Raw genomic sequence first — 1107 nt, 5'->3', positions numbered from 1 at the left:
GTCATGTCCTTCCGTCTCGGGACGCCGATGCCGCGTCCTCTCGCCCTGGAGACACCAGCTCTGTGAGCGTTAACACCGTCGGCCGATCAGTCCCTTCGATCACGGTGAGACGGATGGGCGGGCCCAGGTGTGGCGATGCGGCCTCGAACCGCGCGGCATGTCAGCGGCGAGAGCGGGCTCCGCGGCACTCGGCGATAATGCTGTTAGCGCTAACATCTGCGGCAGGAGTCGGCCTTTTCTCTCCTCGTGACAACCGGCCGGTGGTGGTGTGCCGGAGCAAATACGAAGAGGGAAGGCGCCGTCAAGGGGGACGGCGCACTTTGTTCCACAGCGCCGTTCCACAACGCCGCGCGGGCCGACGTCGTTCATCTGGAGTTATCGATGACGACCACCCCGCTTTCGGCACCGCCATCATGCTGAAACTTTCATCGACAACTCCCTGCACAGAGCGCGCCAATTGCCATGTTTTCGAAGGCAGGGGCGCTCATGGGAGCGCATTTACGCCGCATTCGGCGAACACTCGGGCCGAAACTTTCAGTCAAGTCTTGACACATTTCGGGGAGATTTCCAGACTGAGTCCTCGAGGCGGTCTCCCCCTGCCAGGTCGGTGGTGAAGTGGCGGGGGGGCGCCGTCCGCGACGCCCTCGTGGTGTGCGTCCCATGACGGGACGCGGTGCCGATCCCGCGGATGTCCTCTTTCCGTGATTCAGTTGTGGAGGCTCAGGCATGGATTCGAACGCCACCCCCCTAGATCGGCTCCGGCGGCCACGCCGCGGCCGGGTGCTGCTCGCCGGCGCCCTCGGCGTTCTCAGCGCGATCACCGCCGTGGCGGTGTCGGTTCCCGCCGACGCGGCGGCGAGCACGCTGGGCGCGGCGGCCGCGCAGAGCGGTCGTTACTTCGGCACCGCGATCAGCGCGAGCAAGCTCGGCGACTCGAACTACACCACGATCGCGAACCGTGAGTTCAACATGATCACGGCCGAGAACGAGATGAAGATCGACGCGACCGAGCCGAACCAGGGTCAGTTCAACTTCACCAACGCCGACCGGATCTACAACTGGGCGGTGCAGAACGGCAAGCAGGTGCGCGGGCACACGCTGGCCTGG

General features: G+C 65.2%; 1 protein-coding gene. It reads left to right on the top strand.

Going from position 1 to position 1107, the window contains the following annotated elements; all coding sequences use genetic code 11:
- Nucleotides 1–726: 726 nt before the first annotated feature.
- On the top strand, nucleotides 727–1107 hold a 381-nt coding region (locus FLX08_RS39920), incomplete at its 3' end, for an endo-1,4-beta-xylanase (protein ID WP_142625436.1).

The sequence above is a fragment of the Microbispora hainanensis genome (assembly GCF_006874475.1).
GTDB classification, from domain to species: Bacteria; Actinomycetota; Actinomycetes; order Streptosporangiales; family Streptosporangiaceae; genus Microbispora; species Microbispora hainanensis.
This window is presented reverse-complemented; position numbering and strand designations above follow the sequence as displayed.